This is a genomic window from Dietzia sp. B19 (assembly GCF_014145155.1).
GTDB classification, from domain to species: Bacteria; Actinomycetota; Actinomycetes; order Mycobacteriales; family Mycobacteriaceae; genus Dietzia; species Dietzia natronolimnaea.
Genome location: NZ_JAALED010000186.1, coordinates 5,530 through 7,654 on the forward strand (window position 1 = coordinate 5,530; position 2,125 = coordinate 7,654).

At 71.4% G+C, this 2,125-nt stretch carries 3 protein-coding genes; 1 reads left to right on the forward strand and 2 read right to left on the reverse strand.

Annotated features, from left to right (window positions below):
- Positions 1–62 precede the first annotated feature (62 nt).
- Positions 63–233 (reverse strand): hypothetical protein, encoded by a 171-nt coding sequence (locus G6020_RS06465; RefSeq protein WP_182610057.1) that lies wholly within the window; start codon positions 231–233, stop codon positions 63–65.
- 278 nt (positions 234–511) lie between these two features.
- Between G6020_RS06465 and G6020_RS06470 the strand changes: the two genes are divergently transcribed.
- On the forward strand, positions 512–1,366 hold the full coding sequence (locus tag G6020_RS06470; protein WP_182610058.1) for a PhzF family phenazine biosynthesis protein: 855 nt from the start codon (positions 512–514) through the stop codon (positions 1,364–1,366).
- 55 nt (positions 1,367–1,421) lie between these two features.
- On the opposite strand, the gene G6020_RS06475 is transcribed toward G6020_RS06470, so the two are convergent.
- Positions 1,422–2,125: FAD-binding oxidoreductase (locus G6020_RS06475; protein WP_182610059.1), on the reverse strand; the 704-nt coding region annotated here is incomplete at its 5' end.

Genomic DNA, 2,125 nt, shown 5'->3' on the forward strand with positions numbered 1-2,125 from the left:
CGTGTCTTCGAGGACTCCGGCCCGAGGCCGGGCCGTGCCCTCGCGCTGTAAAGCGCCCGGGGTCAGACCAGCTCGGCGGAGCCGATGAGGCCCGCGGCGCCGTTGACGGCGGTGCGGATCACGCCGACGACCGCACCCAGGAAGTCCGTGCCGGCGTCGATGACACCAGAGCCGGTCGTGAAGGTGGTCGAGCCGAGCTGGAGGAGGCCGAGTCCTTGATCGATGCTGCCCATGATGTGATTCCTTTCGTCGTGTGACGACGGCGGGCCCGTCGCCATCCGGGCCCGTCGCCATCCGGGCTCGTCGTCCGGATGGGTTCGGAATCATCCGGACCGAGGGGCCGACACCCACCGAGGGAGTGAGGGCTCCGCTCGATGTTGCCGGCACATACACCGTAACAAAGCTGCCGCACAAATCCACCGCTCCGGGACGTCGCCCGTCCGTGAGCCGGCTGCCGACCCCGCCCGCCCTCCGACGGATCGCTCCGGCAGGTCGGGCGTACCGTCGGGGAATGAGGTTCTCGCAGGTCGACGTCTTCTCACACGTCCCGTTCCGGGGCAATCCCCTCGCCGTGGTGCACGACGCCGACGGGGTGTCCGAGGCGGAGATGGCCTCCATCGCCAACTGGACCAACCTGTCCGAGACGGCGTTCCTCCTCGAACCCACCTCAGCCGAGGCCGACTACCGGGTCCGGATCTTCACCCCCGAGGCCGAGCTGCCGTTCGCCGGTCACCCCACGCTGGGTGCCTGCGCGGCGTGGCGCTCGGCGGGTGGGCGTCCCCGGGTGCCCGGCAGGGCCGTGCAGGAATGCGGGATCGGACTGGTCACCGTCCGCGACGAGGGGGCCGGTGACTGGTCGTTCGCCGCTCCCGAGCTGATCAGGTCAGGTCCCCTCGAGGAGTCGGAGGTGGAGCGACTGGCATCGGGTCTGGGACTGAGCCGCGACGACGTGGTGGACCACTCCTGGGTGGACAACGGACCCGGCTCCTGCGCGCTGCTCCTGCGCGACGCCGAGGCCGTCCTCGCCGTGAGGCCCGACGTGCAGGCCCTGGACGGGGACCGGGTGGGGGTCGTCGGCCGCTATCCGACAGACCGGGAGGACGCGGTCGAGGTCGAGGTCCGCTTCTTCCCCGTCTCGGCAGGAATCTCGGAAGACCCCGTGACCGGCAGCTTCCATGCGGGACTGGCGGTGTGGCTCACCGGCAACGGCACGCTGCCCCCGCGCTACACCGCCCGGCAGGGCTCCGTGCTCGGGCGTGAGGGACGCGTGGGGATCGCGGCCGGATGTGACGACGCCCCCGGCACAGGCATCTGGGTGACCGGGCACGTCGCGCACCTCGTGGAGGGCGAGATCCGGGCGGGATGACCGGACCACGGCACCCCGCCCGGCGCGCCGGATCAGAGAATGGGACCGGGGCCGGTCAGCGCATCTCCCCCGCGCCCACGTACGGGTTGAGGCTGGTGGTGGGCCTGCCCTCGGCGAATCGGGAGAAGCGGCAGTCCGCCGGGTCGACACCCGACATCGTCGTCGTCCCGTCGAGCAGCAACTCCGCGACCAGCCGACCGACCGCGGGCGCCATCTTGAACCCGTGCCCGGAGAAGCCGACCGCCAGGAACAGCCCGTCTACCGGCGAGGGGCCGATCACCGGGTTGTAGTCGGGCGTGGTGTCGTACGCCCCGACGTAGCTGCCGGTGATCGTGGGGTCCGGCATGTCGGGCAGGCGGTGCATGAGCCGCTCCACGACCTTCTCGACGGTCGAGGTGTCGGCCCGGTTCGAGTAGCCGTCGGGATCGATGTACTGCGGCGAGTGGTGGTCGGAGTTGCCGGCGAGGATCTCCCCGTTCGGCTCACGGCACAGGTACTGCAGGCCCACCAGGTCCGACAGGGTGGGCACGTGCTGCACCGGTTCACCCTGATCGACCAGCACCAACTGCGCACGCTGGGCCCGGACGGGGATGTCCAGGCCGACGGTTGCCCCGAGCTGCGGCGCCCACACGCCGGTCGCCAGGATCACCTGCTCGGCGTGGACGGTGGTGCCGTCGGCGAACTCCGCTCCGACCACCCGGTCACCGCGCCCCCGCACCAGCGCCGTGACGCGGACGCTCTGGCGCACGCGGACCCCAC

Coding starts and splice junctions, on each gene's coding strand:
- G6020_RS06465 (WP_182610057.1), bottom strand. CDS start 233: ATGGGCAGCATCGATCAAGGACTCGGCCTCCTCCAGCTCGGCTCGACC.
- G6020_RS06470 (WP_182610058.1), top strand. CDS start 512: ATGAGGTTCTCGCAGGTCGACGTCTTCTCACACGTCCCGTTCCGGGGC.